Here is a 25,512-nt window from a genome sequence, read left to right as displayed (position 1 = left end):
CCTGGCCCATGCGCGCTGCCCGTTGCCTACGTCACCTGATCCTGCTGTGCGGGCTGCTGCCCGCATTGCTGCAGCCTGCAAGCGCCAAGGAGCGCATCTTCTGGCTGGTGCGTGACCTGCCGCCGTTCACCATTTTCGAGGGGGCGGAGAAAGGCCAAGGGGTGATCGACCAGCTGTTGCCCCTGCTGATCGGGCAGATGCCCGAGTACGACCACAGCATCGTGCGGGTCAACCGCGCCCGCGGTATCCAGATGCTGCAGGACCCGAAGAGCTTCACCTGCGACCCGACCCTGCTGTGGACACCGGAGCGCGCCGAGTATGTGCGGTTTTCCATGCCCTCCCTGGGCGTGCTCAGTGGCGGCCTGGTGCTGCGCAAGGACAGCGAGACGCTGGTGGCACCTTACCTCGACGGCCAGGAGGTAGACCTGCATGGCCTGCTGAGCAAGACCCCGCTGAAGCTGGGGGTTGTCGCCGAGCGCAGCTACGGCACGCAGATCGACGCCATCCTGCGCCAGTTACCCGACACCGCGCTCAGTCGCCACTACGGCAACGACGCCACCGCCAACCTGCTGCAGATGCAACAGCTGGGGCGCCTGCGCATGGTGCTCGGCTACTGGCCTGAAGTGCGCTACCTGGTCGAGCAGCAAGGCGGAACACTGGCCGACTACCGGTTTCATCCTGTACAGGGAGTGAACCACTACCAGTTTCTGCATGTAGGCTGTTCGAACAGTGAGCTGGGGCGTGAAGCGATTGCGCACATCGACCAGCTGCTGCCTGCCCTGCGCCGGGATGTGTTGCCGGGGCTGTATGCGCGCTGGCTGGACCCGGCGCTGCAGGAAGACTACCTGGAAGAGAGCAAGCGCTTCTTCGAAGACCACTGATCGCCTGTTCCGGCCCTATCGCCGGTGCAGGCGCCACAAAAGAAACCCCGGGCGCTGGGGAAACACGCCCGGGGCCAAGCGAAAGCCATTGAGGGGCTTCCCGTGGCAGCCCTGCCAGCGCCGGAGCAAAGCACTGGCTGACTGCCCTTGCTACTTCTGATAAGCCACTCAGGCAAAGGTTCCATGGGGTTGCTGGCGTTGCTGCAGTGCCGCGATCACACAGGGTTGCAAACGCCCTTCGGCGATCTGCAGGTCACGGTGCAGGCCATCCACCAGATCGATCAACAGGCGTTGCTCCTGCAACTGGCGCTCGCTGACCGTGCGCCGCAGGGTGATACCAGTGAGGCGGTCGTGAACGGTCAATTGGCGATTACCCTGGGCATCGGCAACGCCGAAGTGGGTCTGATAGGGGGTCAGGGCTTCATTGAGCAGTCTGCAGATTCTTTCCATCCGGATCACTCGCTGCGTGGTGGGTATAGAGGAACTGACCAACAGACGCAGCGGAAAGTTCGTTACACCGCGGCTGCTTCAGTGAGCATGCGGGGCGGACGTGACAGTTTGAATACGCCGCCAGGGGCGCACCTGCAGTGCTTGCAGGGCACGCTGCAGGCGTGGCATCGACAGCGGCCAGGGCAGCTCGGCGAGCACCCACAGGCCGCGGTTTCTGGCCTCTTGGGCAAGGTTGCGGCGCTTCGGGGTGGCCTGGCCGACAAACAGCAAAGCGCGTGTTCGATGCTGTTGTTCGAGCAAGGCAAGGCCAGCCCGGGTTGGCATGGCGTGGTCAAGGACCAGCAGGTCGGGGCGGCGATCCGCGCTCAGGCAGGCATCGAGGTCTGCGCTGGTTTCGCTGATGCGCACGTGGAACATGCCCTGGGCGTTGAGGGCCTGGTGCAGGAGGATCTGGTGGGATGGGCGAGCCTGGTGGATCAACACGTAGGGCTGGTGCATGAGCCGCTCCTGATGGGAGGACCGGCTAATTTAGACTTTGCCCTGGGCGGCCTGAATAGGATGTTTCTGATGGAGCAGTGGGAAGATTCGGAGAATTAGGGCTGCTCCGCAGCCCATCGCCGGCAAGCCAGCTCCCACAGGAATTGCACATGACCTTGGGTCTATGCGGTCGGGGTGGGAGCAACTGTCTTTGAAGATTTTTTTGAGGCTGCCCCGCTAGGCATAGCTTCGCCAGCGATACCACGTAGAGGTGTCGCTGGCGAAGCCCGCGTTTCAGCAGATCAACCCTCGATTGCTATCAGGTCGCGGGCACCTTGAGTTTCGGCTCTTTCCATTCTGTTCCGTCTCGCAGCATCGCATTCAGATGCACCAACAGCACCCGCATACAAGCCACTGCGGCGACCTTCGCACGCTTGCCACGAGCCAGCAGAGCGTTGTACCGAGCTTTGAAATCCGGATCGTGCCTGATCATCGACCAGATCGACATGTAGGTCGCGCAGCGGACTCGATAGCGTCCGCCCTCGATCGATCTGGGACCATTCTTCTTGCCGCTGTCGTTGTTGTAGGGCGCTAACCCTGCCAAGGCGGCGATCTTGCGCCCCGTCACGGTTCCAAGCTCAGGCAGGTACGCCATGAGCGTGCCGCAAGTGATGACCCCTATCCCCTTAACAAGCATCAGCCGCCTGGCCTTCTCGCTATCTTTAGGCACCGCTGGCTATCAGTCTGCCATCCACTGCTCTCACCCTTTTGAGTTTAATGGGCCTTGAAGACACAAGCTGGCTTGCCGGCGATGGGCCGCAGTGCGGCGCCGATGTTTACAGCGGCTTGCCGCGGTTACCATGCTGGCTGACAAAGCCCTGCACAGCCTTCAGGTCATTGGCCAGCACCGTGCAACGCTCTTCACGGCTGAACAGGTCGCTGAGGTGTGCCGGCAGCTCCAATGCCTTGCCCACACCGGCCTTCTCCACCGCTTCCGGGAACTTGACCGGGTGTGCGGTACCCAGCACCACCATCGGCGTGTCCAGGCTGCGGCGGCACTCGCGGGCGGCCTTGACGCCGATTGCGGTGTGCGGGTCGAGTACTTCACCGGTGGCTGCGAACACTTCGGCAATGGTTTCGCAGGTCTGCTCGTCGTTCACTGCCAGCGAGTCGAACAGCTTGCGCGCTTCGGTCCAGCGGTCTTGCTCGACGCTGAAGCCGCCACCTTGCTTGAAGTTGGCCATCAGCTCGGCAATGGCGCCACCGTTGCGGCCGTGCAGGTCGAACAGCAGGCGCTCGAAGTTGGACGAGACCATGATGTCCATCGACGGCGACAGGGTCGCGTGCAGGGTTTCCTTGACGTACTGGTTGCCGCTCATGAAGCGGTGCAGGATGTCGTTGCGGTTGGTGGCAACGATCAGCTGGCTGACCGGCAGGCCCATGTTACGTGCCAGGTAGCCGGCGAAGATGTCGCCGAAGTTACCGGTCGGCACCGAGAACGCCACAGAACGCGCCGGGCCACCCAGCTGCAGGGCAGCGTGGAAGTAGTAGACGATCTGAGCCATGATCCGCGCCCAGTTGATCGAGTTGACCGCAACCAGGCGGGTGCCCTTGAGGAACGACTGGTCGGCGAAGCTGGCCTTGACCATTTCCTGGCAGTCGTCGAAGTTGCCTTCGATAGCGATGTTGTGGATGTTGTCGCCGAAGATGGTGGTCATCTGCCGGCGCTGCACTTCCGACACACGCTGGTGCGGGTGCAGGATGAAGATGTCGACGTTGTCGCAACGGCGGCAGCCTTCGATGGCGGCGGAACCGGTGTCACCGCTGGTGGCACCGATGATCACCACGCGCTCGTTGCGCTTGGCCAGCACGTGGTCGAGCAGGCGGCCGAGCAGTTGCAGGGCGAAGTCCTTGAAGGCCAGGGTCGGGCCGTGGAACAGCTCCAGCACCCACTCGTTGCTGTTCAGCTGACGCAGCGGGGCAACGGCGGCGTGAGCGAACTCGCCGTAGGTTTCTTCGAGGATCTTCTTGAAGTCGGCATCGGCGATGCTGCCTTCGACGAACGGGCGCATCACCCGGAAAGCCAGTTCGTGGTACGGCAGGCCGGCCCACGAGGCGATTTCTTCCTGGGTGAAACGTGGCAGGTTTTCCGGGACGTACAGGCCGCCGTCACTGGCCAAGCCAGCCAGCAGGACGTCTTCGAAATTCAGGGCCGGTGCCTGGCCGCGGGTACTGATATAGCGCATGGGTGCAAACCTTCGATGCTGGGGCCGGGGCCGCACTGGCGGCCCGCCGGCACTATTGTTAGTTGAGCTGCTCGACGCGAATGCGCACGACCTTGCCGACCACGTCCTGCAGGGCTTCCAGGGCAACGATGGCGTCGTTGATGCGCTGCTCGACCACGCGATGGGTCAGCAGGATCATCGGCACCAGACCGTCCTGTTCCTCGGCTTCCTTCTGCATGATCGACTCGATGTTGATGCCACGCTCCGAGAGGATGCTGGCCACCTGGGCCAGTACGCCCGGGTGATCCTTGGCCTGGATGCGCAGGTAGTAGGCGCTTTCGCAGGCTTCGATCGGGAGGATCGGGTGGGCCGACAGCGAATCCGGCTGGAAGGCCAGGTGCGGCACGCGGTTTTCCGGGTCGGAGGTCATGGCACGGACCACATCGACCACATCGCCGACCACCGACGAAGCGGTTGGCTCCATGCCGGCACCAGCGCCGTAGTACAGGGTGGAGCCGGCGGCATCGCCATTGACCATGACGGCGTTCATCACGCCGTTGACGTTGGCGATCAGGCGGTCGGCCGGGATCAGCGTCGGGTGTACGCGCAGCTCAATGCCTTCGGCAGTGCGGCGGGCCACGCCCAGATGCTTGATGCGGTAGCCCAGGGCCTCGGCGTAATTCACGTCAGCAGTGGTCAGCTGGGTGATGCCTTCGGTGTAGGCCTTGTCGAATTGCAGCGGGATGCCGAACGCGATCGAGGCGAGAATGGTCAGCTTGTGCGCAGCATCGATGCCTTCGACGTCGAAGGTCGGGTCGGCTTCGGCGTAACCCAGCGCCTGGGCTTCGGCCAGCACATCCGGGAAGGCACGGCCCTTCTCACGCATTTCGGTGAGAATGAAGTTGCCGGTGCCGTTGATGATGCCGGCCAGCCAGTTGATGTGGTTGGCCGACAGGCCTTCGCGGATGGCCTTGATCACCGGGATGCCACCGGCCACGGCTGCTTCGAAGGCGACGATCACACCCTTCTCGCGGGCCTTGGCGAAGATTTCGTTGCCGTGCACGGCAATCAGCGCCTTGTTGGCGGTGACCACGTGCTTGCCGTTTTCGATGGCCTTGAGCACCAGTTCGCGAGCCACGGTGTAGCCACCGATCAGCTCGATGACAATGTCGATCTCCGGGTTGCTCGCAACTTCGAACACGTCAGCGGTAATGGGGGTACCGGTAATCTGGCAGTTCGGGTTCTGCGAGCGCATGGCGATCTGTGCCACTTCAATACCGCGCCCGGCACGGCGGGCAATCTCCTCGGCGTTGCGCTGAAGTACATTGAAGGTTCCGCCACCGACGGTCCCCAACCCACAGATGCCTACTTTGACCGGTTTCACTGTGAACTCCCCATTGAACGGCCGGCACCTATGCCGACCGTGAAACATGCCGTCACCCCATGACGACGGCGTACTGAATTGGATTACTTGGCCAGTGCCAGCTTGGCGACCTGCGGTGCCGGCTGGTAGCCCGGAATGACCTGGCCGCTTTCAAGGACGATCGCCGGCGTGCCGTTGACGCCGATCGACTGGCCCAGCTGGAACTGCTTGCTGACCGGGTTGACGCACTTGGCGGCCTTGATTTCTTCACCCTCGACCATCTTGTCCATCGCCGCACGGCGGTCACTGGAACACCAGACGGCCTGCAACTGCTGGTCACCCGGCGAGCCGAGGCCCTGGCGCGGGAAGGCGACATAGCGCACTTCGATACCGCGGCGGTTGAGTTCGGGCACCTCGGCGTGCAGCTTGTGGCAGTACGGGCAGGTGGTGTCGGTGAACACGGTGATGTGCGACTTGGTCTCGCCCTTGGCAGGATAAACCACCATCTCGGCGGCTGGAATGCCGTTGATGAGCTTGGCAATACCCAGACGCTCGGTCTTCTCGGTGAGGTTGACCGGCTTGCCGTCCTGGATCTGGAACAGGTAGCCCTGCATCACGAACTGGCCGTCGCCGCTGGCATACAGCACGCGGCCGCCCTGCAGCTTGACTTCATACAGGCCGCTGACCGGGCTGCTGGCCACGCTTTCGACGGGCACTTCCAGCTCGAGGTTCTGCAACGACTTACGGATGGCCTGCTCGGCAGCGGTATTGCTGTCGGTTGCCGCAGCAACGGCAAAGGTACTGGCCAGCGCCAACGCGGCGGCGGCGAAAAACTGGGTCACGCGCATGAGAACTCCTGAAGGCGGACAGGGGCCGGAGGGCGCCACCTGCGGAAAATACGCGGTGACCGTGCGGCCCTTGGTGCAAACCGCTCAAGCCTACCACATCACACCGCCGGTGAAGGGCCTTGCAAGGACCGGTCGGCGGAACATGAAAAACATTCATCCACGCGGGTGGTGCTGGGCGTGCAGTTGCTGCAGGCGGGCCTTGGCGACATGGGTGTAGATCTGCGTGGTCGACAGGTCGCTGTGGCCCAGCAGCATCTGTACCACGCGCAGGTCGGCACCGTGGTTGAGCAGATGAGTGGCGAAGGCATGGCGCAGGGTGTGCGGCGACAGCGGTTTGTCGATGCCGGCGACCCGGGCATGGTGCTTGATGCGATGCCAGAAGGTCTGGCGGGTCATCTGCTCGCCGCGCTGGCTGGGGAACAGGACGTCGCTGGGGCGGCCATTGAGCAGTTCGGCGCGGCCATCGCGCAGGTAGCGCTGCAGCCACAGCACCGCCTCTTCGCCCATGGGCACCAGGCGCTCCTTGCTGCCCTTGCCCATCACCCGCAGCACGCCCTGGCGCAGGTTGACCTGGTCGAGGGCCAGGCTGACCAGTTCGGTAACCCGCAGGCCGCAGGCGTAGAGCACTTCGAGCATGGCGCGGTCACGCTGGCCGATGGCTTCGCCCAGGTCCGGAGCCTGCAGCAAGGCTTCGACGTCGGCTTCGGACAGCGACTTGGGCAGTGGCTTGCCCAGTTGCGGCATGTCGACTTGCAGGGTCGGGTCGATGGCCACCAGCTTTTCCCGCAGCAGGTAGCGGAAGAAGCCGCGCAGGCCGGACAGGAAGCGTGCCGTGGAGCGCGGCTTGTAGCCTTGGTCGAGGCGCCAGGCCAGGTGGTCGAGAATCAGCTCGCGGCCGGCGTCGGGCAAGCTGACGCCGTGTTCCTGCAGCCAGCCGTTGAACAGGGCCAGGTCGCTGCGGTAGGACACGCGAGTGTTGTCGGACAGACCCTTTTCAAGCCACAGGGCGTCGAGGAACTGGTCGATCAGGGGGTGGTCTAGGACGGGCATGCGGGGCTGCTGGGTGTTGAAGGTGGCTTAGTGTTTCACAGCAGCATAATTGTTGTCTGTACTGGCCTCTTCGCGGCTAAAGCCGCTCCCACAGGGATATCACCGCCCTCGAGGTATGTGCGATCCCTGTGGGAGCGGCTTTAGCCGCGAAAGGGCCAGTGCAGGAGAACTCAGGCCTGGGGCAGAACCGGCACCGGGCGCTTGTCCTCGTCGATGGCGACGAAGCTGAACACGCCATGGATCGCTCGCTCGCGCCCATCCAGGTACATATTCTCGACAAATACATCCACTTGCACCTGCAAGCTGGTATTGCCCACCTTGATCACCGACCCCACCAGCTCCACGATCGAGCCCGCCGGAATCGGGTGCTTGAAGTCGATGCGGTCGGTGGACACGGTCACCAGCGGCAGGCGGCAGAAGCGCGTGGCGGCGATGAACGACACTTCGTCCATCCAGGCCAGGGCGGTGCCGCCGAACAGGGTGTTGTGGTGGTTGGTGGTGTTGGGGAACACCGCCTTGGTCACGCGGGTCACCGACAGCTCGGTGCGGCGCAGGATTTCCTGGTCTCGGGTAGTCATGGCAATCACATCTTCGGGGGGGCAAAAAGCAAAAAAGCAGCCCGAAGGCTGCTTTTTTCTCGCTAGGCGGCCTCGGCCACCGGGCAAACTGCACTCAGGACAGTTTTTCCTTGATGCGAGCGGCTTTGCCGGACAGGTCGCGCAGGTAGTACAGCTTGGCTTTACGCACGTCACCACGACGTTTCACGGCCAGGCTGTCGATTTGCGGGCTGTAGGTCTGGAAGGTACGCTCTACGCCAACGCCGCTGGAGATCTTGCGCACGGTGAAGGCGCTGTTCAGACCGCGGTTACGCTTGGCGATAACGACGCCTTCGAACGCCTGCAGACGGGAACGCTCACCTTCCTTCACTTTAACCTGAACGACAACGGTGTCGCCTGGTGCGAAGGTCGGGATTTCCTTGCTCATCTGCTCGGCTTCGAGCTGCTGGATGATCTTGTTGGTCATGCTGTGCTCCTAAGATGGATACGTGATCCACCATCGATACGTTTAACTATCGTCCCGCTCGCGGAGATATTCCTCGAGCAGCTTCTTCTCTTCTCCAGAAAGCGAGCGACTTTCCAGAAGATCGGCGCGTCGTTCGAAGGTCCTACCAAGGGACTGCTTCATTCTCCAACGCCGGATGTGTGCATGGTTGCCACTTAGCAACACGTCGGGAACACGCTGATCCGCATACACCTCAGGTCGGGTGTAGTGCGGGCAATCGAGCAGACCGTCGGTGAAGGAATCTTCTTCCGCCGAGTCCACATGCCCTAAAGCTCCGGGCAGCAGCCGTGTAACCGCATCGATCAGTACCATGGCCGGCAGCTCGCCACCGGAAAGCACATAGTCGCCAATCGACCACTCCTCATCGACATGAGCCTCGATAAAGCGCTCGTCGATGCCTTCATAACGACCGGCGATCAGGATCAACGATTCCTGTTCGGCCAGGCCTTTGACCGCCTGCTGAGTCAGCTTGCGGCCTTGTGGCGAAAGGTAGATCACCTTCGCCGCTGCTCCGGTCGCTTGCCTGGCGCTAACCAGGGCGTCTTCCAGAGGCTTGATTTTCATCACCATGCCCGGACCACCGCCAAACGGCCGATCATCCACCGTATGGTGACGATCTGTGGTGTAGTCCCGCGGGTTCCAGCAAGTCACCTGAAGCAACCCCTGTTTCACCGCGCGGCTGGTAATGCCGTACTCCGTGATGGCCGAGAACATCTCGGGGAACAACGTGATGACGTCTACGCGAAGGTTACCCATCGTTTAGAAGTCCGCGTCCCATTCAACCCGCATCACGCCCGCTTCCAGGTCGATGTCGAGCACGCATTGCGCCGTATAGGGCAACAGACGCTCGCGATCATCCAGGCTGCCTGCGCAGGGTTTGACCACCATTACATCGTTCGCACCGGTCTCCAACAGGTGATCGACCTTGCCGAACAGTTGTTCGTCCTGGTTGATGACCTTCAGGCCCACCAACTGGTACCAGTAGTACTCGTCAGCAGCCAGGTTGGGCAAAAGGCTCCGCGGTATGCAGATTTCGTAACCGCTCAGAAGACGGGCTTCATCGCGATCATCGAGGCCTTTCAGCTTAACGACCAGGCCCTTCTGGGAGCCACGACCGTTGACCAGCTCGACCTGCTTTACCTTGCCTTCGTGCCGAAGCGTCCAGCGCGGATAATCCAACAGGTTTTCAATCGGATCGGTAAAGGAATACACCTTCACCTCGCCGCGAACGCCGTGAACCGAAAAAATCTTGCCAACGACGATGAGGTCGTCAGCCTTTTCTGGCGTCGCGTTCATACTACTCAGGCAGCAGCCTTGGCAGCGTCCTTCAGCAGCTGAGCAACGCGCTCAGACGGCTGTGCACCCTGGCTCAGCCAGTAGTTGACGCGCTCTTGGTTGACCGACAGCTTGACTTCGGCGCCAGCAGCGATCGGGTTGAAGAAACCTACGCGCTCAACGAAACGGCCGTCACGGGCGTTACGCGAGTTGGTCACGGTCAGGTGGTAGAATGGGCGCTTTTTCGAGCCGCCACGGGCCAGACGAATGGTTACCATGTGAACATCGTTCCTATAGTCGGTGCTGCAGTTGATACAGCAGCTGGTACTGCAAATCTGAATGCCAAATAGGCACACGGGTGCCCAAAAGGCCGCATATTCTCGGGGAATACACGGACATTTGCAAATGACTTTTTCGGCAAGGCCCTGCCCTACCGTCCAGATCTGCCGGTTGAGCCGCGAAATCCGCGGCCATTGCCCCGCTAACGCGGGGGTTCTGGGCGCCCGCCGGACAAACGGCAGGCACCCGGAATAGGGGTTACAGCTTCGGCATGCCGCCGCCCGGCAGCATCCCGCCCAGGCCACGCATCATCTTGGCCATGCCGCCCTTGGCGGAGAATTTCTTCATCATCTTCTGCATTTGCTTGTGCTGCTTGATCAGGCGGCCGACGTCCTGCACCTGGGTGCCGGAACCGATGGCGATACGGCGCTTGCGCGAGCCACTGATCAACTCCGGATCACGGCGCTCGGCCGGGGTCATGGAGTTGATGATCGCTTCCATCTGCTTGAACTGCTTCTCGGCCGCGCCCTGGGCGTTGCCCATCTGCGACAGGTTGACCCCGCCGATGCTCGGCAGCTTGTCCATCAGGCCGCCGAGGCCGCCCATGTTCTTCATCTGCTGCAGCTGATCGCGGAAGTCTTCGAGGTCGAAGCCCTTGCCCTTCTTCAGCTTCTTGGCCAGCTTGTCGGCCTTGGCCTTGTCAATGTTCTGCTCGGCCTGCTCGATCAGGCTGAGCACGTCACCCATGCCGAGGATGCGCGAGGCGACACGGTCGGGGTGGAACGGCTCGAGGGCTTCGGTCTTCTCGCCCATACCGATGAACTTGATCGGCTTGCCGGTGATGGCACGCACCGACAGCGCGGCACCGCCACGGGCGTCACCGTCGACCTTGGTCAGCACCACGCCGGTCAGCGGTAGCGCCTCGCCAAACGCCTTGGCGGTGTTGGCGGCGTCCTGACCGGTCATGGCGTCGACCACGAACAGGGTCTCGATCGGCTTGACCGCGGCGTGCAGCGCCTTGATCTCGTCCATCATGTCGGCGTCGATGTGCAGACGGCCGGCGGTGTCGACGATGACCACGTCGATGAACTTCAGCTTGGCTTCGCGGATGGCCGCTTCGGCGATGGCCACCGGCTTCTGGCTGATGTCGGACGGGAAGAAGGTGACGCCGATGTCGTTGGCCAGGGTTTCCAGCTGCTTGATCGCCGCCGGGCGGTAGACGTCGGCGGACACCACCATCACGCTCTTTTTCTTGCGCTCTTTGAGGAAGCGCGCCAGCTTGCCGGCGGTGGTGGTCTTACCGGCGCCCTGCAGGCCGGCCATCAGCACCACGGCGGGCGGGGCGGCGTTCAGCGCGAGGTCTTCATTGGCCGCGCCCATCAGGCTTTCCAGCTCGGCCTGGACGATCTTCACGAACGCCTGGCCCGGGGTCAGGCTGCGCGACACTTCGGTGCCGACTGCACGGTCCTTGACGCTGTTGACGAAATCCTTGACCACCGGCAGGGCAACGTCGGCCTCGAGCAGGGCCATGCGCACTTCGCGCAGCGTGTCCTTGATGTTGTCTTCGGTCAGCTTGGCCTTGCCGGTGACATGGCGCAGCGTCTGTGACAGGCGGTCGGTCAGGTTTTCGAACATGGTGATCCTTTCAGGCCCAGTAAAAGCCGAGGTTTGTCAGGCGCCCAGGGGGAATGCATACCCGCCGGGCACAGCAAGGCGGCGATTATAGCGAAGTGCGACGGCGGCGCACACCTTGGCGGCGGTATGGTAGATAATCGGTGGCTGCGCCGGCCTCTTCGCGGGCATGCCCGCTCCCACAGGATCTTGACTGCTTACCGGCCTGCGCCCTACCTGTGGGAGCGGGCGTGCCCGCGAATGCCCTGACACAAGCCTGCAGTCTTCCTAGAGCGGCGGAATCTATGCCAAACTCCGTCTCTTTAAGGCTCGCCAACCAGGACTTATGTTCTCCTCACCCAGCCTCATCCCCAACCTGATCGCCGCCGGCCTATATATAGCCGCGGCCATCTACCAGGGTTCCTACCTTGCCCGGAACCGCAAGGCCGACAAGCGCCTGCTTGCCCTGCTGGGTGCCTTCGCGGTGCTCGCCCAGGCCGGTGCGCTGTTCTTCCAGCTGATCACCCCGCTGGGCCTGAGCCTGGACTTCTTCAGTGCCGCCAGCCTGATCGCCGTGGCGGTCATCGCCCTGACCCTGCTGGCCTGCTTGCGCATACCCGTGGAAAACCTGCTGGTGCTGCTGTTTCCGCTGGGCGCGGTAACTGCGCTGCTGGCCCAGTTCGCGCCCCCCGGCACAGTGCCGCTGGTCAATGAAGAACCGGGTATCCTCGCGCATATCCTGCTGTCGATCCTGGCCTACGGGCTATTCACCATCGCGGTGTTCCAGGCGCTGTTGCTGCTGCTGCAGGACCGCCAGTTGAAGAACAAGCACCCGTCCGGGCTGATCCGCAACTTCCCGCCGCTGCAAACCATGGAAAGCCTGCTGTTCGGCTTCCTCTGGGCCGGCTGGTGCCTGCTGTCGCTGTCGCTGATCTCCGGCTGGCTGTTCCTCGACAACCTGTTCGCCCAGCACCTGGCACACAAGACCCTGCTGGCCTGTGTCGCCTGGGTGGTGTTCAGCGTGCTACTGTGGGGCCGCACCCGCCTGGGCTGGCGTGGCCACAAGGCCATCCGCTGGACGCTGGCCGGTTTCTGCCTGCTGATGCTGGCCTATTTCGGCAGCAAGCTGGTTCGCGAATTCATCCTCCATATCTGACGGCCGCCCATGGATACCCTGCCGTACGCACCGCTATTCGGCACCCTGGCACTGGCGCTGTTGTGGTCGGCGCTATTCACTGCGGTGGATGCCGCCCGCCTGCAACTCAATGGCGCGTTGCGCGCCGGCGAGGACGGCCAGCCCGTGCTGCCGGCCCAGGCCCTGGTGCTGTGCGCCAGCCTGGGCAAGCTGCTGGTGCTGGGCCTGGCCTGCCTGGTCGGCCAGCGCCATAGCGGCGAGCACGGCTTCTGGCTGGCCGGGCTGGCCGCCACCTTCACCTTGCTGGTGTTTGCCGAATACCTGCCGCGGCGCCTGGCCCGGCGCAACCCGCAGGCGTTCGTCAGCCTCGGCGCCAGCCTGCTGAAAGTGCCCCTCACCCTGCTGCAACCACTGGCCTGCCTGCTGGATGGCGTTGCCAAGCTGATCCTGCGTCCGTTCCGCGTGCAACCCACGGCCGTGGCCCTGCACCCGCAGGAAGCCGACGAGTTCGACGAGGACGAGGAACACGAAGCGCCGCGCCACGGCCTGCTCGACGGCCTGCAGTCACTGGACAAGATGACCGTCAACGACATCCTGGTACCGCGCAACGAAGTGGACGGCATCAGCCTCGACGAGCCGATCGAGCGCATCATCGAGCAGTTGATCGTCAGCCGTCACACCCGCCTGCCGGTGTACCACAGCGACATCAACCAGGTTGAAGCGATCCTCAACACCAAGCTGATCAGCCACCTGCTGCCCAAGGCCGAGCTGACCCTGGAGACGCTGCTCGGGGCCTGCTACGAGCCCTATTTCGTGCCGGAGAGCACGCCCCTGCAAATGCAGCTGCTGAACTTCCACAAGCAGCAGCGCCGCCTGGGCGTGGTGGTGGACGAGTACGGCGAAGTGCTGGGCATCGTCACCCTGGAAGACATCCTCGAAGAGATCGTTGGCGAGTTCGAGGATGAGCAAAGCCTGAACAACCCCCACGTACACCCGCAGCCCGATGGCACCTTCGTCATCGACGGCACCGCTTCGCTGCGCGAGATCAACCGCAGCCTGGGCTGGCACCTGCCCTGCGACGGCGGGCCTAAAACCCTCAACGGGCTGGTCACCGAAGCGCTGGAAAGCATCCCGGAGAGCGCCGTTTGCCTGAAGATCGGCCGCTATCGCCTGGAAATCCTCGAAACAGAGGACAATTGTGCCAGCAAGGTACTGGTATGGACCGTGACCCGATAGCTATACTCGGGTCACGCTTACCCAGCCCCGCCGTCCCGCCTGCTACCCGCACCCGGCGCCCCACGGCCAGTCCGCTCCACTGACACGCCCTGCGGTCCTGCTTCAACACCCCGAACAGTGCCCGCCCCCGCCCCTATCCCCCTTGGGCTATCGTCAGTCGGGCGCACACAACAACAAAACGCTCCGGCGTCCGCGACACCGTGCCTGCCTTTTTGCATTGCACGCCGCGGAGCTAACCCCATGGAGCCGGACCAGACTGTCAGGGACCTATTCAATGACAACCAGCAGCACCTATGCCGAAGCGCCTGCCGCACCGGTCAATTCACCCGCGCGGGTAGCCACCGCCAGCTTCATCGGCACCGCCATCGAGTTCTACGATTTCTACGTCTACGCCACTGCCGCCGCCCTGGTGATCGGCCCGGTGTTCTTCCCGTCCGGGTCGGGCACTGCGCAAATGCTGGCGGCCTTTCTTACCTTTGGTATCGCCTTCCTCGCCCGCCCGCTGGGCTCGGCACTGTTCGGCCACTTTGGCGACCGTATCGGCCGCAAGTCGACCCTGGTCGCCTCGCTGTTACTGATGGGCGTGTCCACTACGGCCATCGGCGTGCTGCCGGGCTATGACAGCATTGGTGTATGGGCGCCGATCATCCTCTGCCTGCTGCGTTTTGGCCAAGGCCTGGGCCTGGGTGGCGAATGGGGTGGTGCGGCCTTGCTGGCCACCGAGAACGCACCGGAAGGCAAGCGAGCCTGGTTCGGCATGTTCCCGCAGTTGGGCCCGTCGATCGGCTTTTTGGCCGCCAACGGCCTGTTCCTGACCCTGGCCCTGGTGCTCAGCGACGAGCAATTCCGCGAGTGGGGCTGGCGCATTCCGTTCCTGCTCAGCGCCGCGCTGGTACTGGTGGGCCTGTATGTGCGCCTGAAGCTTGAGGAAAGCCCGGTGTTCGCCAAGGCCGTCGCCCGCCACGAGCGGGTGAAAATGCCGGTGGTCGACCTGTTTTCCAGATACTGGCTGCCGACCCTGCTGGGCGCAGCGGCGATGGTGGTGTGCTACGCGCTGTTCTACATCTCCACGGTGTTCTCGCTGAGCTATGGCGTGACCACGCTGGGCTACAGCCGCGAGACGTTCCTTGGCCTGCTGTGCTTCGCGGTGGTGTTCATGGCCCTGGCCACACCACTGTCGGCCTGGCTCAGTGACCGCTACGGGCGCAAACCGGTGCTGATCGTCGGCGGCCTGCTGGCGGTAGCCTCAGGCTTTGCCATGGAACCGCTGCTGACTTCGGGGTCGACCGCAGGCGTGGCGCTGTTTCTGGCCATCGAGCTGTTCCTGATGGGCGTGACCTTTGCGCCGATGGGGGCACTGCTGCCTGAGCTGTTCCCGACCCACGTGCGTTATACCGGCGCTTCGGCGGCGTATAACCTGGGCGGCATCGTCGGCGCCTCGGCGGCACCGTTCTTTGCCCAGAAGCTGGTGAGCATGGGTGGATTGAGCTGGGTGGGGGGTTATGTGTCGGTGGCGGCAGTGATCAGCTTGATTGCCGTGCTGTGCCTGAAAGAGACCCGCAATACCGAACTTTGAACAGTTGGGGGCGCCCTGCGCCCCATTCGCAGCACAAGGCTGCTCCTACAGGGGGATACGTTGCCCTTGTAGGAGCAGCCTTGTGCTGCGAATGGGCTGCAACGCAGCCCCACTCGGATCAGAACTCGACCTTGACCGCCTGCGCAGCACGGGTCGCCTTGGCCCGCGCCAATTCGACCGACTCGTCACGCGCCAGGCACACGCCCATACGGCGGGTACCATTGATTTCCGGCTTGCCGAACAGGCGAATGGCGGTATCCGGCTCGCTCAAGGCAGCGCCCAGGTTGGCAAAGCTGGTCTGCTGCGACTGCCCCTCAGGCAAGATCACCGCCGACGCCGACGGGCCGAACTGGCGCACGGCCGGAATCGGCAGGCCAAGAATGGCACGGGCATGCAGGGCAAACTGCGACAGGTCCTGGGAAATCAGGGTCACCAGGCCGGTGTCATGCGGGCGTGGCGAGACCTCGCTGAACCACACCTGATCGCCCTTCACGAACAGTTCCACGCCAAACAGGCCACGACCGCCCAGGGCATCGGTGACCGCCTTGGCCACCCGCTGCGACTCGGCCAGTGCCTTCGGGCTCATGGCCTGCGGCTGCCACGACTCCTGGTAGTCACCCTTCTCCTGGCGGTGGCCGACTGGCTCGAGGAAGGTGGTACCGCCGACGTGGCGCACAGTCAGCAGGGTGATTTCGTATTCGAAGTCGATGAAGCCCTCGACGATGACCCGGCCCTTGCCGGCGCGTCCGCCTTCCTGGGCGTAGTCCCACGACTTCTGCAGGTCGGCATCGCTGCGCAGCAGGCTCTGGCCCTTGCCCGACGAGCTCATCACCGGTTTGACCACGCACGGGTAGCCGACATCGGCCACGGCCTTGGCGTAGTCTTCGTAGGTGTCGGCGAAGTGGTATGGCGAGGTTGGCAGGTCCAGCTCTTCGGCGGCCAGGCGGCGGATGCCTTCGCGGTTCATGGTCAGCTGGGTGGCGCGGGCGGTCGGCACCACGTTGAAACCTTCGTTTTCCAGCTCGACCAGGGTGGCGGTGGCGATGGCTTCGATTTCAGGGACGATGTAGTGCGGTTTTTCGGCCTCGATCACGGCGCGCAAGGCCACGCCATCGAGCATGTTGACCACGTGGCTGCGGTGCGCCACCTGCATTGCCGGGGCATTGGCGTAGCGGTCGACGGCGATCACTTCGACGCCCAGGCGCTGCAGCTCGATCACCACTTCCTTGCCCAGCTCGCCACAGCCGCAGAGCAGTACACGGGTCGCGGTGGGCGACAAGGGGGTTCCGATACGGGTCATTTCAGGTCCTCGAAGGCGTCCGGGGCCGCACCAGGCTTGGCGCCGCCCGCTGAAAAAGGACCGCTATTCTACACCATCAACCCGCCACGGCGGCCCGCCGGGCGCGAAATGCCATGGCCAGCCACACGGCGGTGACACCGGCGAACTTCGAGGCCATGGCGGTGCCGATCACGGCTGGGGTCAGGGCACCGATCATGCCGAAGAAGATGAAGGTGTCCACCGGGATGCTCAGTGCCGAGCTCAGCCACAGGCGGTCGCGCAGCGGTCGGCGGGTGATGCTGAACACCAGCCAGTCGATCAGTTCGGAAATGAAGAACGCGGTGGCGCTGGCCAGGGCAATGGCCGGTTCCGAGGTGACATAGGACAGCACCAGCGCCACCAGCATGGCGACCAGGGCGCCATGGCCGAAACGGGTCTGCACCATGTCGCGCAGGATGAACACCAGGCCGCCCCAGGCGGACCAGATGATGTCCAGGTGCGGCGCGCTGGAGAAGGCGTAGTTGATCAGCACTACGCTGCTGATGTAGGCAATCAGATAGAACATGGCGGGTAGTCTGTGGGCAAGCCGCACAGATTACCGCTGGCTTGTTCGTGGGTAAACCCGCGCCCGCAGGTACAGTATCAGGTTCGAGGGCTGCGCAGTTCCCTGTGGGAGCGGGCACGCCCGCTCCCACAGGGTTCGTGTCGGTCCTAAAGAATGAGCCCCGCAGCCACTGCCCTTTCATGGCAACGCTTGAGCACCGCGCGGCGCTCGTCGTTGTCCATCCGCCCCCAGCGGCTGATTTCCGCCACGCTACGCTGGCAACCGGTGCAGATATCCTGCTCGTCCAGTGCACAGATGCTCACGCACGGCGAGGCCACCGGCCGCTCTACGACATCACTCATCGTCAACCACCAACTCCCGTGCATAACGCTGGGCATTGTGCACGTAATGCGCAGCACTGGCTTCGAGCATGCGCTTTTGCTGTTCGGTCAGCTCACGCACCACCTTGCCCGGCGAGCCCATCACCAGCGAACCGTCGGGAATCTCCTTGCCTTCTGCAATCAACGCATTGGCGCCGATGATGCAGTGCTTGCCGATGCGCGCGCCATTGAGGATCACCGCGTTGATACCGACCAGGCTGTAGTCGCCCACCGTGCAGCCATGCAGCATGGCGTTGTGGCCAACGGTCACACCCTTGCCCAAGGTCAGCGGCGACCCCATGTCGGTGTGCATCACCGTGCCATCCTGCACGTTGCTGCCCTCGCCAATGTCGATCAGCTCGTTGTCCCCGCGCAGCACCGCGCCAAACCACACGCTGGCATTGGCCTGCAGGCGCACATTGCCGATCAGCGTGGCGTTGGGTGCGGCCCAACTGGTGGGGTGACTCTCGACCCGCAGGTCGCCCAGGCGGTATTTCATGCTTGCTCCTCAGGCTGCAACGCAGACGACGGGGTTGGCCCCGCTCAGTTTTCGATGTGACGCTCAGGGGGCTGGTGCAGGCTGATGCCGGCATCGAACAGCAGGTTGACCAGTTCGACGATCATGATCGCCGACAACCCCCAGATCTTGTATTCACCATAGCGATAGCTGGGCACATACCAGCTGCGCCCCTGGTAATCGATACGGTGGGTATGGTCGCGCGGGTCCTGGCGGAAGAATTCCAGCGGCACGGTGAATACTGCCGCGATCTCGGCATCATTGGCGCGGTATTCGACAAAATCGGGGATAAGCCCGACGAATGGCGTCACTTTCAAGCCATGCAGCGATATCAGCGGGCTGAGCGGGCCGATCACTTCCACCAGGCCTGGCGGCAGGCCGATTTCTTCTTCGGCTTCACGGAGAGCGGTGAACACCAGGTCCGGGTCTTCCGGGTCGCGGCGGCCTCCGGGAAAGGCCACTTCGCCACCGTGGGTGGACAGGCCCTTGGCGCGCAGGGTCAGGACCAGTTCGGGCGCTTCGCTGCGGGTAATGGGCAAAAGGACCGCCGCTTCGGGAAACCGTCGGTCGGTTTCCAGTGATGCGGGTTGGTGGTTGCTCATTCGGCGAAGTAGCTCGTCCAGCATTGCGCACGCTCGTATCCAAGGCCTGTCTTGCATGATGCACCAAAGGCGCGAAGCACCCAAGCCCTGTGCGCTTGCGGCGGCCCGGCCGGCGCGCCAAGATAGCCCAGAGCAAAAGGAACGACACATGAAATTCTGCAGCGCGTGCGGCCAGCCGGTCACTCAGCGGATCCCCGAGGGCGACAGCCGCCTGCGGTATGTCTGCGAGTCTTGCCAGACCATCCACTACCAAAACCCCAACATCGTCGCCGGCGTGTTGCCGACCTGGCGCAGCCAGGTGCTGCTGTGCCGGCGCGCCATCGAGCCACGCCGCGGCTTCTGGACCCTGCCTGCCGGTTTCATGGAAAACGGCGAAACCCTCGACCAGGCCGCCCGTCGCGAAACCGTCGAGGAAGCCTGCGCCCGGGTCGGCAGCATGAGCCTGTACCAGCTGTTCGACCTGCCACACATCAACCAGGTGCACGTGTTCTTCCGCGCCGAGCTAGCAGACCTTGATTTCGCGGTCGGTGTCGAAAGCCTGGAAGTGCGGCTGTTCGAAGAACATGAGATTCCGTGGGGCGAGCTGGCTTTCCGCACCGTCACTCGCACACTAGAATGCTACTATCGCGACCGCATCGGGCAGCATTACCCCATAGGCCATGAGTACCTGCCGCCGATGAACGTCTCGACCACTACCTAGAAGCCTTCAGGGATACCGTTACATGCGCTGGTTGTTTGCCCTTTTCTGCCTTTGCGTTACCTCGGTGTCCCAGGCGGCCTTCACCGAGACCATCCTCCGCAAGCCCCAGCCGGCAGTGCAAACACCCTCGCCTTCGCAGCAGGCCATGCAGCCGCTGATCGACAAGGTGCTGGTGATCAAGTCCGAACGCCGCCTGCAGTTGATCAGCCGCGGCGAGCCGCTGAAAACCTACCGCATCTCCCTGGGCAAGCAGCCCAAGGGCGCCAAGGAACGCGAGGGCGACAAGAAAACCCCCGAGGGCCTGTACTGGCTGGACTGGCGCAAGCAGAGCGACCGCTTCAACCTGGCCATACACATCAATTACCCGAACATCACCGATGCCGCCCGAGCCACCCGTGAAGGGGTGAGTGCCGGCAGCATGATCATGATCCATGGCACACCGATCAACGACGAGTACCCGGAGTGGTACTTCCATACCCTGGACTGGACCGATGGCTGCATTGCGATGCGTAACCGCGACATGCAGGAAGTGTGGGACCTGGTGCGGGATGGGACGTTGATCGAGATTCGGCCTTGAGGTTTTTCGGAGCATTTCCGGCGCCTGTACGATCGAGCGCCGCGCGGGCGGCGCTCGATTTGCGCCCCCACTCAAGACTCAAGCCGATCACCTCCCAGCCTTCATGCAATCTCCACGCATTTCCCCTTACCAGCGCAAGTCTCGCTGCCCTGCCAATGCCTGCGGCCCAATCCACTGCCCCCCACGTAGCAAGGGTGTCAGCGCCGCCTCCGGCTGCAACTCGAACACTACCTGCGCCCGGCGCCCTGGCAGGTCGGCATCCACAGCCAGTTGATGCTGCCCCTGCTGCACCAACTGCCCGCGCAGGCGCCAGCCGCTCTGACAATCCATTTCCAGCCAGCCCTGCCCCAGGCCGAGCGACCAGGGCTCGCTCAGGGCAAGGTCGGTTACCGCTATGCGGCCTTCACTGGTAAGGCATTGGCGCCCTGCCCCCTGAATTCGCAATGCCCCCTGCCACTGACCCGCCAGGCGATAATCCGTCGGAACGGTCGCCTGGGCGCCCACCGCAGAGGCGTCGAGCCGCCAGCGCCAAGGCCAGCCTTCGGCACGCAACTGCCAAGCCTGACCCTGAAAGCCCAGCTGCACATTCGCCTGCAAGCGCCAAGGCTGCACCGTCCAGTGCAAAGGCCCGACCGGGCCCAACTGTCGGGCCTGGCCTTGCCACAGGCTGCCACTGGCGTCATGCACTGGCAGGCCGAACGCACGCATCACCCAATTGGCCGGAAGCTCAACCAATACCGACAGCACGAATACCAGCACAACCCACGCCATGCCCTTGCGGCTCATGGCTGCACCACCAGGTTGAAGCGCAGGCCCTTGGCATCCTGCTCCAGCCCCCATTGCAGCAGTTGGGCACCTTCTGCACGCAGGCTTTGCAACCAGCCTTGCAGCACGCGCTCGTCGGCCACCTGCCCATGCAGTTGCCAGGTTTTGTCGTGCGCATCGACCTCGGCCAGTTCGATCTGCCGCGCCTGAGCCGACTGGCGTAGCCGCTCCAGGTTCAACCCCGGGCCGCGCTGCAGGCTGGCGGCCTGTTCGGCCAGCCCGCGCCACTGGCTGAGCTCGCGCCATTGCGCAAGGCCTGCGCGCAGGGCAAGGAAGGCCAGCAACAAAGCAATCAGTGCCCAGGCGAACTTCAGACGATGACGCTGTAGCCAGTCCCGGTTCATGAGGCCGCTCCCAGGTCGAACACCACTTGGCCATCTTGCACCTGGACGGAGGCCCCGGCAGCTGTAGCCATGTCGCTCCATGGCGGCGCACTACCCTCGCCCTCCAGCCGCAGGTGCCAGCGCTGGCCATCGAAGCGCACCGCTTGCAGGCGCCAGCCGGGGTGCTCACGCAACCAGGCCTGCAACGTCGCCTGCAGGTCGTCGAGCTGGCGCGTGCGCAGTTGCTGCTGCAGTTCGGTTTCGCGCAGGCGCTTGAGGGCCTGCGCGGCGTGCCGCGGGCTGGCCTGCTCACCGGTCACGGCGATGACCTGGCTGCGCCAGCGTTGCGCCTGGCCCCACTGCGTGCTCAACCACAGCCCGCCCCAGATGGCAGCCAGTACCAGGCAGGCAGCGAGCAGCCGTTGCTGCGGCCGGGAAACCGCCGGCAGCGGGCGCACCTTGCGGGTACGCTCGAACAGGCCGGGCAATGTATCGAGCGGTACCAACGTACTTGGCCAGTCGCCGCTCAGCGAGACCTTTTGCAGCGCCGCCCATGGTTGCCGTGGCACCTCGCCCAGTCCCTCCGGCCAAGCCAGCCAGTGCTCCTGCCCGTCTTCGGCCAGCCCTTTGTACAAGAACATGCCGGGTGTGCGCTGCCATTGCCAGGCACAGCCCGCCTCAGGGGGCGGCAGCAGCTGCAGTTCCGCCCAGCAACGCGCCACCTGCAAGCCCCATTCGGCACACTGCCCGCGCCAGTCGTCCAGTTGCTGACGGGCCACCACCAGTAACCGAAGATGGCCGGGCTCGCGGGCCAGGCAGGCGCATGTCACCTCGTCGGTGGCCTGCAGCAGGCGGTCTTCGAGCAACAACGGCCATTCTTCACGCTTGAGCCCGGGCGGTGCCGGCACGCGGAAATGGCTGCAGGTCTCGGCAGGCAGGACTAACGCCACACGGGCCTGCAGGTTCGCCGGGGGCTCGCCCTGGCCTTGGCGTTGCACAAGGTCGCTCTCGACCAGCGCCCAGTGCCAGACAACGCCCGGTCGCAGCAACAGCCATGTCTGGGCCGGGCTGCGCCGCCGCCATTCAAACTTCATGAGCGCCCCCACGGGAGGGCGAAGGTGCAGACATAGGGTGCTCCGTCACGCTGCAGTTCCAGACGCACGCCACGGCCGGGGTGCGCAGGTTGGTCGGAAGGCCAGGCCAGCCAGCGGCCGCCCTGGTAATAAAGAACATTCATGGCACTGACCCGATCGAGCCGTTCGCGCTGGACCCAACGTGGGGCGGCAGCGGCGTAAAGGTCGGCCGAACTTTCCAGCAGCAGGCGCTGCTCGCGTACCTCGAAGCGCAGGCGCTGGCGTTGCAGGCGCGAGCCACCTTCGGCTTCTGGCAGGCCGGTGGTGGCGACCCAGAGCAACTGGCTGCTTGCCGGTTGCCAGTCCAGCCAGCGGCTGGCCAGGGGCAGGCGCTGGTCGTAGACACGGCGCATCACCGGGCTATCGAAGCGACGCTCCAGGGCCAGGCAGAAGTCCAGCACCGAGGTTTCCTGGGTGGTGACCTGCAGGCGTTCGCGGACCTTGAGCCAGCCGTTGACCAGGGCGGCGAGCATGATGCCGAGCACGGCGGTAAGGGCCAGGGCAACCATCAGCTCGATCAGGGTCAGGCCGGCCTGGCGGCGCTTCGTGGGCAGGATACCGGGCTGACGGGTATACGCCGTCCCTGTGGGAGCGGGTTCACCCGCGAACACCGGCGAAGCCGGTGCCACACACCGCGGTGCCTGCTTCGCGGGTAAACCCGCCCCCACAGGGACCGCACAAGCTTCAGGATTTCTGTAACTCATGGCCGCTCCAGGAATACGGTGTACTGGCCCAGCGGCAGGCGCTGGTCGCGGTCGGCAAACAGCAGCAGTTCGCCACGGCGCAGGTCGCGTACGCCGGTGCGGCGCAGTTGCAGTTGCCAGTGGCAGCGTTGGCCGCCCTGGCTCAGTTCACCGCCAACCTGGTTTGCAGCTGGCCAGTACTGCTCGACGGCAAAGCGGGTCTGCAGTTCGCGCGCACACAGCAGGCCAAGGCGGTGCTGTTGCAGGTTGTCCTGCACCGCCAGGCGCTGGCGCAGAACCTGGCTGGTGATCACCGCCAGCACTGCGGCGATGGCCAGGGCCACGGTCACCTCCAGCAAGGTGAAGCCACGCTGATGCCGCTTCATGGGGCAACCACCACCTGCAAGCGGCCATCGCGGCTCCAGGCCCATTGCTGGCTGCCATCGGCCCAGCGCCAGCGCACATTGCCCGGTTGCGCCCAGCCATGCGGGGTGAACAGCAGGCGCGGTCGCGGGCTGGCCGGCCAGTCCGGGTGCAGGCCCTTGGGCCAGTCGCCGAGGGCGACGGCTTCGACCACCCAGCCATTGCCCTCGCGCCGGACGAACTCCGGGCGCTGGCCATTCCAGCGCAGCCCGCGCAGTTGCCCGGCATGCCGGGCCAGCGCGGCCTGTGCCCGGGTCTCGGTCGCCAGCCGTTGCAGGGCCTGATCGACACTGGCCTGGCTGTTGCCGAACCCAGCCACCGCCAGCCCGGTCATCAGCCCGGCGATGGCCAGCACCACCAGCAACTCGATCAGGCTGAAGCCCCGCTGACAACGCACCCGTTACAGCTCCCAGTTACCCAGGTCGGCATCCTGGCCTTCGCCGCCCGGCTGGCCATCGGCGCCCAGCGAGTACACGTCGACCCGGCCATGTTCGCCGGGCATGCGGTACTGGTATGGGGTGCCCCACGGGTCTTCCGGCAGGCGGCGCACGTAGCCGTCACTGCGCCAGGCCCGTGGCAGCGGTTCCTGGGCCGGCTTTTTCACCAGCGCGGCCAGGCCCTGTTCGCTGCTGGGGAAACGCAGGTTGTCCAGGCGATACATGTCCAGCGCCTGCTCCAGAGTGGCCAGGTCGGCCATCACCTTCTGCTTCATGGCCTTGTCCTGGTTGCCCAGCACGCTGGGCGCAACCACGGCGATCAGCAAGCCGATGATGAAGATCACCACCATGATTTCCATGAGGGTGAAACCGCGCTGGCGGTTACGTCGATGCTGCATGGCAGTACTCCTTGTCGTCACAGTTGCAGGCCCTGGTTGAGTTGCATGATCGGCAGCAGCACCGCCAGCACGATGAACAGCACCACGGCGCCCATCACCAGGATCATCAGGGGTTCGAACAGCGCCATGGCGGTATCGACCTGGCGGGCAAAACCGCGCTCCTGGTCGTCGGCCACGCGCTCGAGCATGTCGGCCAGGGTGCCGCTGGCCTCACCGCTGCCGACCATGTTCACCAGCAGCGGCGGGAATTGCTGGCTGGCATCCAGCGCGCGGTGCAGGCTGGTGCCGCCCTGCACCTGCTGGCGCACCTGCTCCATGGCCAGACGGATACGCCGGTTGCCGACAGTTTCAGTGGCCACTTGCAGGGCTTCGAGCAGGGCCACACCGCTGCCGCTGAGAATCGCCAGGCTGCGTGCCAGGCGCGCGCTTTCCAGCACCTGCAGCAGGCTGCCAATGTGTGGCAGACGTAGCAGCAACTGGTCGCGGCGCAGGCACCAGTACGGCTTGCGCAACAACCAGCCGCCGAGCACGCCGAGCAGCAGGGCCAGCGCCAACAGCCAGGGCCCGGCCTGCACCAGCCCTTGGCTCAGACCGATCAGCAGCGATGTAATGAGCGGCAGGCTCTGCCCGGCGTGGGCGAACTGTTCGGTGAGCTTGGGCACGACGAAGGTCATCAGGCCTACTACCACGGCGAGTGATACCCCCATCAAAACGGTGGGGTAGATCAGCGCGGTACGTGCCTTGTGCTGTTGTCGTTGTACCTGCTCCAGGTGGTCGGCGAGGCGGGTCAGCACCTGGGCCAGGCGCCCGGAGCGCTCGCCGGCCTCGACCAGCGCGCAATACAGGCCGGTGAACGGTGCCCCCTGACGGGCCAGGCTGCGGGCCAGGCCCAGGCCTTCGGCCAACGAGCCGCGCAAGGCCACCAGCACACTGTGCAGGGCGGGCTGGCGCAGTTGCCGTTCCAGGGTAGCCAGGGCGTCGACCAGAGGGATGCCGGCACCGGTCAGGGTGGCCAGCTGACGAGTCAGTTCGCACAGCTGGGCGCGGCTCAGGCGCTGGCGCCGGGGTTGCCTGGTGCCGGCTTCGTGACGCTGCAACCGGCGAGCGAACAGGCCCTGCTCGCGCAACAACTGACGGGCATGACGTTCGCTGTCGGCCTGCAAGCTGGCCTTGTGGGGCTTGCCGGCGAGATCGACGGCCTGGTAGCGATAGGTCGGCATGGC

32 protein-coding genes are annotated in these 25,512 nt (G+C 64.2%); 6 read left to right on the top strand and 26 right to left on the bottom strand.

Annotated elements, in window-relative coordinates:
• Positions 1 to 8: 8 nt before the first annotated feature.
• Entirely contained in the window at positions 9 to 881 is an 873-nt protein-coding gene (locus tag A4C63_RS03125) for a TIGR02285 family protein (RefSeq protein WP_063911460.1), read from the top strand.
• Between the two features lie 168 nt (positions 882 to 1,049).
• Here A4C63_RS03125 and A4C63_RS03120 read toward each other — a convergent pair whose 3' ends face one another.
• The 13 genes from A4C63_RS03120 to ffh all read right to left on the bottom strand — a co-directional run bounded on the left by A4C63_RS03120 (position 1,050) and on the right by ffh (position 11,545).
• Positions 1,050 to 1,331: a DUF3509 domain-containing protein gene (locus A4C63_RS03120; protein ID WP_063911459.1), complete on the bottom strand. Its 282-nt coding sequence runs from the start codon at positions 1,329 to 1,331 to the stop codon at positions 1,050 to 1,052.
• Between the two features lie 78 nt (positions 1,332 to 1,409).
• Positions 1,410 to 1,829, bottom strand: coding sequence for a response regulator (locus A4C63_RS03115; RefSeq protein ID WP_063911458.1), 420 nt, complete (start codon positions 1,827 to 1,829; stop codon positions 1,410 to 1,412).
• A 298-nt stretch (positions 1,830 to 2,127) separates the two neighbouring features.
• Positions 2,128 to 2,538: a transposase gene (locus A4C63_RS03110; RefSeq protein WP_256202884.1), complete on the bottom strand. Its 411-nt coding sequence runs from the start codon at positions 2,536 to 2,538 to the stop codon at positions 2,128 to 2,130.
• A gap of 106 nt (positions 2,539 to 2,644) precedes the next feature.
• Positions 2,645 to 4,054, bottom strand: a complete 1,410-nt coding sequence (thrC, locus tag A4C63_RS03105) for a threonine synthase (protein ID WP_063911457.1) — start codon at positions 4,052 to 4,054, stop codon at positions 2,645 to 2,647.
• 58 nt (positions 4,055 to 4,112) lie between these two features.
• Positions 4,113 to 5,417, bottom strand: coding sequence for a homoserine dehydrogenase (locus A4C63_RS03100; protein WP_063911456.1), 1,305 nt, complete (start codon positions 5,415 to 5,417; stop codon positions 4,113 to 4,115).
• A gap of 83 nt (positions 5,418 to 5,500) precedes the next feature.
• Positions 5,501 to 6,244, bottom strand: a complete 744-nt coding sequence (locus A4C63_RS03095) for a thioredoxin fold domain-containing protein (protein ID WP_063911455.1) — start codon at positions 6,242 to 6,244, stop codon at positions 5,501 to 5,503.
• 153 nt (positions 6,245 to 6,397) lie between these two features.
• Positions 6,398 to 7,294: a site-specific tyrosine recombinase XerD gene (gene xerD / locus A4C63_RS03090; RefSeq protein ID WP_063911454.1), complete on the bottom strand. Its 897-nt coding sequence runs from the start codon at positions 7,292 to 7,294 to the stop codon at positions 6,398 to 6,400.
• A 170-nt stretch (positions 7,295 to 7,464) separates the two neighbouring features.
• Positions 7,465 to 7,872 carry an acyl-CoA thioesterase gene (locus A4C63_RS03085; RefSeq protein WP_025337914.1) on the bottom strand — a complete coding sequence of 136 codons (408 nt, stop codon included), beginning with the start codon at positions 7,870 to 7,872 and terminating at the stop codon, positions 7,465 to 7,467.
• 94 nt (positions 7,873 to 7,966) lie between these two features.
• Complete coding sequence (rplS, locus tag A4C63_RS03080) at positions 7,967 to 8,317, bottom strand: 50S ribosomal protein L19 (RefSeq protein WP_003252148.1); 351 nt, start codon at positions 8,315 to 8,317, stop codon at positions 7,967 to 7,969.
• Positions 8,318 to 8,359: 42 nt separating this feature from the next.
• The gene (trmD, locus tag A4C63_RS03075; protein WP_003252146.1) at positions 8,360 to 9,112 is read right to left on the bottom strand and encodes a tRNA (guanosine(37)-N1)-methyltransferase TrmD; all 753 of its coding nucleotides are present in this window, start codon (positions 9,110 to 9,112) and stop codon (positions 8,360 to 8,362) included.
• A gap of 3 nt (positions 9,113 to 9,115) precedes the next feature.
• Positions 9,116 to 9,652, bottom strand: a complete 537-nt coding sequence (gene rimM, locus A4C63_RS03070; RefSeq protein WP_025337913.1) for a ribosome maturation factor RimM — start codon at positions 9,650 to 9,652, stop codon at positions 9,116 to 9,118.
• 5 nt (positions 9,653 to 9,657) lie between these two features.
• Positions 9,658 to 9,909 carry a 30S ribosomal protein S16 gene (gene rpsP / locus A4C63_RS03065; protein ID WP_003259424.1) on the bottom strand — a complete coding sequence of 84 codons (252 nt, stop codon included), beginning with the start codon at positions 9,907 to 9,909 and terminating at the stop codon, positions 9,658 to 9,660.
• Between the two features lie 259 nt (positions 9,910 to 10,168).
• Positions 10,169 to 11,545 (bottom strand): signal recognition particle protein, encoded by a 1,377-nt coding sequence (gene ffh, locus A4C63_RS03060; protein ID WP_013971189.1) that lies wholly within the window; start codon positions 11,543 to 11,545, stop codon positions 10,169 to 10,171.
• Positions 11,546 to 11,867: 322 nt separating this feature from the next.
• On the opposite strand from ffh, the gene A4C63_RS03055 reads away from it, so the two are divergent.
• The 3 genes from A4C63_RS03055 (at position 11,868) to A4C63_RS03045 (ending at position 15,468) form a co-directional block, all read left to right on the top strand.
• Positions 11,868 to 12,677: an inner membrane protein YpjD gene (locus tag A4C63_RS03055; protein WP_063911453.1), complete on the top strand. Its 810-nt coding sequence runs from the start codon at positions 11,868 to 11,870 to the stop codon at positions 12,675 to 12,677.
• Positions 12,678 to 12,686: 9 nt separating this feature from the next.
• A complete protein-coding gene (locus tag A4C63_RS03050) occupies positions 12,687 to 13,892 on the top strand; it encodes a transporter associated domain-containing protein (protein ID WP_063911452.1) in 1,206 nt (401 codons plus the stop codon).
• 274 nt (positions 13,893 to 14,166) lie between these two features.
• Positions 14,167 to 15,468: an MFS transporter gene (locus A4C63_RS03045; RefSeq protein ID WP_063911451.1), complete on the top strand. Its 1,302-nt coding sequence runs from the start codon at positions 14,167 to 14,169 to the stop codon at positions 15,466 to 15,468.
• A 118-nt stretch (positions 15,469 to 15,586) separates the two neighbouring features.
• Here the strand turns inward: A4C63_RS03045 and purT are convergent, their stop codons facing one another.
• The 5 genes from purT to A4C63_RS03020 form a co-directional block, all read right to left on the bottom strand.
• Positions 15,587 to 16,768, bottom strand: coding sequence for a formate-dependent phosphoribosylglycinamide formyltransferase (gene purT / locus A4C63_RS03040; protein WP_063911450.1), 1,182 nt, complete (start codon positions 16,766 to 16,768; stop codon positions 15,587 to 15,589).
• A 76-nt stretch (positions 16,769 to 16,844) separates the two neighbouring features.
• Positions 16,845 to 17,312 carry a VUT family protein gene (locus A4C63_RS03035; RefSeq protein WP_010952556.1) on the bottom strand — a complete coding sequence of 156 codons (468 nt, stop codon included), beginning with the start codon at positions 17,310 to 17,312 and terminating at the stop codon, positions 16,845 to 16,847.
• Positions 17,313 to 17,458: 146 nt separating this feature from the next.
• A complete protein-coding gene (locus A4C63_RS03030) occupies positions 17,459 to 17,653 on the bottom strand; it encodes a DUF1289 domain-containing protein (RefSeq protein ID WP_063911449.1) in 195 nt (64 codons plus the stop codon).
• Positions 17,646 to 18,170, bottom strand: a complete 525-nt coding sequence (locus A4C63_RS03025; protein ID WP_051096688.1) for a gamma carbonic anhydrase family protein — start codon at positions 18,168 to 18,170, stop codon at positions 17,646 to 17,648. Before A4C63_RS03025 ends, A4C63_RS03030 begins: the two co-directional genes overlap by 8 nt.
• A gap of 44 nt (positions 18,171 to 18,214) precedes the next feature.
• Positions 18,215 to 18,814: a CoA pyrophosphatase gene (locus A4C63_RS03020; RefSeq protein WP_020191180.1), complete on the bottom strand. Its 600-nt coding sequence runs from the start codon at positions 18,812 to 18,814 to the stop codon at positions 18,215 to 18,217.
• Positions 18,815 to 18,938: 124 nt separating this feature from the next.
• Between A4C63_RS03020 and A4C63_RS03015 the strand changes: the two genes are divergently transcribed.
• On the top strand, positions 18,939 to 19,490 hold the full coding sequence (locus A4C63_RS03015; RefSeq protein WP_063911448.1) for an NUDIX hydrolase: 552 nt from the start codon (positions 18,939 to 18,941) through the stop codon (positions 19,488 to 19,490).
• Positions 19,491 to 19,512: 22 nt separating this feature from the next.
• Positions 19,513 to 20,067: a murein L,D-transpeptidase family protein gene (locus tag A4C63_RS03010; protein ID WP_063911447.1), complete on the top strand. Its 555-nt coding sequence runs from the start codon at positions 19,513 to 19,515 to the stop codon at positions 20,065 to 20,067.
• Between the two features lie 126 nt (positions 20,068 to 20,193).
• Here A4C63_RS03010 and A4C63_RS03005 read toward each other — a convergent pair whose 3' ends face one another.
• From A4C63_RS03005 to gspF, 8 genes are all read right to left on the bottom strand, one after another.
• Entirely contained in the window at positions 20,194 to 20,853 is a 660-nt protein-coding gene (locus A4C63_RS03005; protein WP_063911446.1) for a hypothetical protein, read from the bottom strand.
• The gene (gene gspM / locus A4C63_RS03000; protein ID WP_063911445.1) at positions 20,850 to 21,236 is read right to left on the bottom strand and encodes a type II secretion system protein GspM; all 387 of its coding nucleotides are present in this window, start codon (positions 21,234 to 21,236) and stop codon (positions 20,850 to 20,852) included. The genes A4C63_RS03005 and gspM overlap by 4 nt, the downstream gene beginning before the upstream one ends.
• Complete coding sequence (gene gspL, locus A4C63_RS02995) at positions 21,233 to 22,309, bottom strand: type II secretion system protein GspL (RefSeq protein ID WP_063911444.1); 1,077 nt, start codon at positions 22,307 to 22,309, stop codon at positions 21,233 to 21,235. Before gspL ends, gspM begins: the two co-directional genes overlap by 4 nt.
• Positions 22,306 to 22,902 carry a type II secretion system protein J gene (locus A4C63_RS02990; RefSeq protein WP_256202896.1) on the bottom strand — a complete coding sequence of 199 codons (597 nt, stop codon included), beginning with the start codon at positions 22,900 to 22,902 and terminating at the stop codon, positions 22,306 to 22,308. Before A4C63_RS02990 ends, gspL begins: the two co-directional genes overlap by 4 nt.
• A 146-nt stretch (positions 22,903 to 23,048) precedes the next feature.
• Positions 23,049 to 23,417, bottom strand: a complete 369-nt coding sequence (locus tag A4C63_RS02985) for a type II secretion system protein GspI (protein ID WP_025337901.1) — start codon at positions 23,415 to 23,417, stop codon at positions 23,049 to 23,051.
• Complete coding sequence (gene gspH / locus A4C63_RS02980; protein WP_063911443.1) at positions 23,414 to 23,851, bottom strand: type II secretion system minor pseudopilin GspH; 438 nt, start codon at positions 23,849 to 23,851, stop codon at positions 23,414 to 23,416. The genes A4C63_RS02985 and gspH overlap by 4 nt, the downstream gene beginning before the upstream one ends.
• A 3-nt stretch (positions 23,852 to 23,854) precedes the next feature.
• Positions 23,855 to 24,289 carry a type II secretion system major pseudopilin GspG gene (gene gspG, locus A4C63_RS02975; protein ID WP_063911442.1) on the bottom strand — a complete coding sequence of 145 codons (435 nt, stop codon included), beginning with the start codon at positions 24,287 to 24,289 and terminating at the stop codon, positions 23,855 to 23,857.
• A 17-nt stretch (positions 24,290 to 24,306) separates the two neighbouring features.
• A complete protein-coding gene (gene gspF, locus A4C63_RS02970) occupies positions 24,307 to 25,509 on the bottom strand; it encodes a type II secretion system inner membrane protein GspF (protein WP_063911441.1) in 1,203 nt (400 codons plus the stop codon).
• Positions 25,510 to 25,512: the final 3 nt, after the last annotated feature.

It is taken from the genome of Pseudomonas sp. p21 (assembly GCF_001642705.1).
Taxonomy (GTDB): Bacteria; Pseudomonadota; Gammaproteobacteria; order Pseudomonadales; family Pseudomonadaceae; genus Aquipseudomonas.
The sequence above is the reverse complement of the archived record's forward strand: the minus strand, read 5'-3'. Positions and strand labels throughout refer to the sequence as shown.